Annotated in this window: 6 protein-coding genes and 1 pseudogene; 3 read left to right on the forward strand and 4 right to left on the reverse strand. The window is 67.1% G+C overall.

All coding sequences use genetic code 11. The annotated features are described in order from the left end of the window. The 3 genes from RMO30_RS06515 to RMO30_RS06525 all read left to right on the forward strand — a co-directional run. The coding region (locus RMO30_RS06515) for a triose-phosphate isomerase (RefSeq protein WP_309711021.1) at positions 1-372 on the forward strand (372 nt) is incomplete at its 5' end. A 42-nt stretch (positions 373-414) separates the two neighbouring features. After that, entirely contained in the window at positions 415-660 is a 246-nt protein-coding gene (gene secG / locus RMO30_RS06520; RefSeq protein ID WP_309711024.1) for a preprotein translocase subunit SecG, read from the forward strand. Positions 661-703: 43 nt separating this feature from the next. Next, positions 704-1,066 carry an RNA polymerase-binding protein RbpA gene (locus tag RMO30_RS06525; protein WP_309711027.1) on the forward strand — a complete coding sequence of 121 codons (363 nt, stop codon included), beginning with the start codon at positions 704-706 and terminating at the stop codon, positions 1,064-1,066. A 29-nt stretch (positions 1,067-1,095) separates the two neighbouring features. Here the strand turns inward: RMO30_RS06525 and pgl are convergent, their stop codons facing one another. From pgl to RMO30_RS06545, 4 genes and pseudogenes are all read right to left on the reverse strand, one after another. Then, the gene (gene pgl, locus RMO30_RS06530; RefSeq protein ID WP_309711030.1) at positions 1,096-1,866 is read right to left on the reverse strand and encodes a 6-phosphogluconolactonase; all 771 of its coding nucleotides are present in this window, start codon (positions 1,864-1,866) and stop codon (positions 1,096-1,098) included. Next, positions 1,863-2,780, reverse strand: coding sequence for a glucose-6-phosphate dehydrogenase assembly protein OpcA (locus tag RMO30_RS06535; protein ID WP_309711031.1), 918 nt, complete (start codon positions 2,778-2,780; stop codon positions 1,863-1,865). Before RMO30_RS06535 ends, pgl begins: the two co-directional genes overlap by 4 nt. Next, positions 2,777-4,318: a glucose-6-phosphate dehydrogenase gene (zwf, locus tag RMO30_RS06540; protein WP_309711033.1), complete on the reverse strand. Its 1,542-nt coding sequence runs from the start codon at positions 4,316-4,318 to the stop codon at positions 2,777-2,779. The genes RMO30_RS06535 and zwf overlap by 4 nt, the downstream gene beginning before the upstream one ends. Beyond that, a pseudogene (locus RMO30_RS06545) lies at positions 4,315-4,594 on the reverse strand (glucose-6-phosphate isomerase); the annotation flags it as partial. The pseudogene RMO30_RS06545 and the gene zwf, both read right to left, overlap by 4 nt.

The following is a 4,594-nucleotide window of genomic DNA, read 5'->3' on the forward strand; positions in this document are numbered from 1 at the left end:
GATCTCGAAACCCTTCGCGACACCCTCGAGCGCGACCCGCAGTTGGCCGACCGGGACGGCGCTCGGGCCGTGCTGTTCGAGATCGTCCGCCGTCTCGCCTACGAACCCGTCTGGGCGATCGGCTCCGGCCTTGCCGCGACGAGCGAACAGGCCCAACAGGTGTGCGCTGCCCTGCGCGGGGTCATCGCCGAGGTACTCGGTGACGACGTCGCCGGGGCCACCCGCATCCTGTACGGCGGCAGCGTGAAAGCCTCGAACATCGCCGGCTTCATGCGCGAGGCGGATGTCGATGGAGCCCTCGTCGGGGGTGCGAGCCTCCTGCTCGAAGAATTCGCCAGCATCGTGCGTTTTCAGAAGCATGTCGGCACGTAAGTGACGAACCATAGACGTTGTGGGACGTAGACTAGGCCGGTTATGTTCGTTCTCCAGACCATCGTCCAGGTGCTGCTCGGCATCACGAGCCTCCTGTTGACCCTGCTCATCCTGTTGCACCGCGGTCGCGGCGGAGGCCTCTCCGACATGTTCGGCGGCGGCACCAGCTCCAACCTCGGCGCGTCCGGGGTGGCCGAGCGCAACCTCAACCGCATCACCGTGATCCTCGCCCTGCTGTGGGTCGCGAGCATCGTGGTGTTGGGGCTCATCGTCAAGTTCTCCGGCTGACGCCGGAGACGATCGTCAAGTTTCTCGGGCTAAGGAGCACGTCGTGGCATCTGGTGGCAGCGCAATCCGTGGCTCGCGAGTCGGTTCAGGTCCCATGGGCGAGCAGGATCGCGGGTACCACGCGGATCGCATCTCGGTTTCTTATTGGGATGCAGCCGGCAACGAGATCGTGCGTCACTTCGCCGCGAACCTCCCCGACGAGGAGATCCCCGAAGTCATCGACAGCCCACAGACGGGACTGCCGGCCGGTCGTGACAAGGACAACCCTCCGCAGCTCGCGAAGACCGAGCCCTACAAGACGCACCTCGCCTACGTGAAGGAGCGGCGCAGCGATGCCGAGGCTGCTCAGCTGCTCGATGAGGCGCTCGATCAGCTTCGCTCCAGGCGCGGAGGCGCGACGGCCTAAGGCCCACTCAGCGAGCCGACGGAGAGCGGCTAGCCCTCGTCGTGCGAGGTCCAGTACCGTTCACGGTCGATCAGTCCCTCAGGGACTTCGGCAGCGGCATCCTGGTCGACGAAGAAGACCGTGCGCTTGCGACCACGCACCCCGGCGACGGGTACAGACGCGACGTTGGCGTCGGCGAGCGCGAGGCCCAGCGCGCCCGCCTTGTCCGCGCCCGCGAGCACGATCCAGATCCGTTCAGACGCGTTGATGACCGGAAGAGTCAGCGACAACCGCTCCGGCGGGGGCTTGGGTGAGTTGGTCTCGGCGACGACCTTCTTGACCGACTCCCGCACGGTCTCGTGGTCGGGAAAGAGCGACGCCACGTGGCCGTCGGGTCCGACCCCGAGGAAGGTGATGTCGAAGACCGTGTCGCCCAGTTCGGTCGCGTAGGCATCGGCAGCTTCGTTGATCGTCGCGTAGTCTCCCGGTGCCGGGAACGGGTGCAGGTTCTCTGGCGGAAGCACGAGGTGGTCGAGCAGAGCAGCCCGAGCTTGCGTCTCGTTGCGGTCAGCGTCACCGTGGGGGAGGTAGCGCTCGTCACCCCACCAGAAGGCGACCCGTGACCAATCGATGCCTTCACGCGCCGGATTCTGGGCAACCGCAGCGAGCACGGCGATCCCGGTTGAGCCGCCGGTCAGGCACACGTCGATGCTCTCATGTTCGTCGAGCAGGTCGATCACCTTCGTGAGGAACCGGGCTGCGACGCTTGCCTCAAGGCTCGCCGCGTCCGGGTGGACCAGCACCCGCCGTTCGCTCGTCATCGAGTGGGGCCTTCCTGTCTCACGACGTCGCCGAACAGCTCGTCAGGATCGAGCCTACGCAACTCTTCGGCGAGGCAGTCCCGCAGACTGCGGCGGGGGAGCGCGATGTCGTGGGTCGGCTGGTTCGGCTGCGTGAGCGTGGCCACGCCGCCCTCGTCGCGCGACAGCACGACCGACCCCGAGGCGCGGTCGAGCCGGACGCTGTGAATGCCGCTCGGCCCGTCTCCCGGCTTCTTGATGTCGAGTTCGACCTCGGTCTGCAATTGCAGACCGAGCCACTGGGCAAGCAACTCCGTCGACGGTGAGTCGGACGAGCCCACGACAGACACCCCGGTCACCGCTTCGTACGGAGGCTGATCGAGCACCGCCGCGAGTTGCGCACGCCACAGCGTCAACCGGGTCCACGCGAAGTCGGTGTCGCCGGGGGTGTAGTGCGCGCCGAGACGCAGAAGCGCGTCGACCGGGTCGGCGGCGGCCGCGGCATCGGTGATGCGCCGCGTTCCGATCCGACCAAGAGGCGACGCGTGCGGGTCGGGTGGCGCCTCGCCCGGCCACCAGACGACGACGGGCGCGTCAGGCAGCAGAAGACCGGTCACCAGGCTCTCGGGGTCGGTCGTGGTCTCGCCACTGGCGTGGAGAACGACAACCTCGCTCGCGCCGGCATCCCCGCCAACCCGGATCTCGGCATCCAGCCGGGTCTCGGCGTCAGGGGCGGTGCTGAGCACGATCACGCGCATCGGGTGTTCGCGCGAGGCGTCGTTCGCGGCCTCGATCGCGGCTTCGTCAGTGCGTCCGGCGCTGGAGATGACGAGGGTGAGAACCCGCCCGAGCGCCACGGCGCCGCCCTCTTCGCGCACCCTGACGAGGGCCTTCGACACGGCACTCACCGTCGTGTCCGGCAGATCGACGATCACGGGCGCCTCCAGGTGTGTCCGTGGCGTGCGAGCAGTTCATCGGCCGCCGTCGGGCCCCAGGTGCCCGGGCGGTACTGCTCAAGCGGACCGCCCTGCTCCGCCCAGTACTCCTCGATCGGGTCGAGGATCTTCCACGAGAGTTCGACCTCTTCGTGACGTGGAAAGAGCGGGGGATCGCCGAGCAACACGTCGAGAATGAGTCGCTCGTACGCTTCGGGGCTCGCCTCCGTGAAGGCGTGGCCGTAGCCGAAGTCCATGGTGACGTCACGCACCTGCATTCCGGCCCCTGGCACTTTCGACCCGAACCGGATCGTGACGCCCTCGTCGGGCTGCACGCGGATGACGAGTGCGTTCTGACCAAGCGCCGAGGTCTGGCTTTCGGCGAACAAGTACTGCGGCGCGCGCTTGAAGACGACCGCGATCTCGGTGACCCGTCGCCCGAGGCGCTTGCCCGCGCGCAGGTAGAACGGCACACCCGACCAGCGACGGGTGTTGACGTCGAGACGTAGGGCCGCGTAGGTCTCGGTCTGCGAGGTCGGGCTCATCCCGTCTTCCTCGAGGAAGCCGAGCACCCGCTCGCCGCCCTGCCAGCCGCCGGCGTATTGCCCGCGTGCGCTCACCAGCGAGAGATCTTTCGGCAGGTGCACGGCCGAGAGCACCTTTTCCTTTTCGGTGCGGAGGTCGCCCGCGTCGAACGAGACCGGCTCCTCCATCGCGGTGAGGGCGAAGAGTTGCAACAAGTGGTTCTGGATGACGTCCCGTGCCGCGCCGATGCCGTCGTAGTACCCGGCCCGTCCGCCAACGCCGATGTCTTCCGCCATCGTGATCTGAACGTGGTCGACGTAGCGCTCGTTCCAGATCGGTTCGTAGAGCTGGTTGGCGAACCGCAACGCCAGGATGTTCTGCACCGTCTCTTTGCCGAGATAGTGGTCGATGCGAAAGACGCTGTCGGGCGGAAAGACGCTTTCGACGACGTCGTTGAGCTCGCGCGCCGTGGTGAGGTCGGAGCCGAACGGCTTCTCGATGACGACGCGTCTCCAGCAGCCAGCCTTCTGCTCGGCGAGGCCCGACCGTCGCAACTGCTCCGTCACGAGCGGGAACGACTTGGGGGGAATCGACAGGTAGAACGCGTGGTTCCCCATCGTGCCCCGCTCTGCGTCGAGCGCAGCGAGCGTCTCGGTCAATCGGTCGAAGGCGGCGTCATCATCGAACTCTCCGACGACGAACCGGATCCCTTGCCGAAGCTGGAGCCAGACCGCCTCGTCGAAGGGCGTGCGCGCGTACTTCTTGACTGCTTCGAGCACGACCTGCTCGAAATCTTCGTCGGTCCAGTCGCGACGAGCGAATCCGACGAGGCCGAATCCGGGTGGCAGGAGGCCGCGGTTCGCCAAGTCGTACACGGCAGGCATGAGCTTCTTGCGCGACAGGTCACCCGTCACGCCGAAGATGACGAGTGCGCTCGGCCCGGCGATCCGGTTGAGTCGTCGGTCGGACGGAACCCGCAGCGGGTTAGAGTCCGCAGAGATCGGAACGGTCATCGCGTCGCGAACTCCCGCAACCTCTCTGCATCGCCACGGACGTCGCCGAGAGTGAGGGTGAGCACGGGTCGGCCCTTGTCGGCGAGCACGCTCGCGTCGCCGGCCGCCTGTGCTGTGATCAGCTGCCCGAACGTGAACGGCCGCTCGGGAATCTCGAGGTCGGCCGTGCCCGAGCCAAGGATCTGCAGGAAGGTGCCGAACGCGGGGCCACCCTTGTGGTACTGACCGGTCGAGTGCAGGAAGCGCGGCCCCCAGCCAAAGGTCACCGGGCGACCG

Source organism: Pseudolysinimonas sp., assembly GCF_031389465.1.
Classification (GTDB): domain Bacteria; phylum Actinomycetota; class Actinomycetes; order Actinomycetales; family Microbacteriaceae; genus Pseudolysinimonas_A.

Coding starts and splice junctions, on each gene's coding strand:
- secG (WP_309711024.1), top strand. CDS start 415: ATGTTCGTTCTCCAGACCATCGTCCAGGTGCTGCTCGGCATCACGAGC.
- pgl (WP_309711030.1), bottom strand. CDS start 1,866: ATGACGAGCGAACGGCGGGTGCTGGTCCACCCGGACGCGGCGAGCCTT.
- zwf (WP_309711033.1), bottom strand. CDS start 4,318: ATGACCGTTCCGATCTCTGCGGACTCTAACCCGCTGCGGGTTCCGTCC.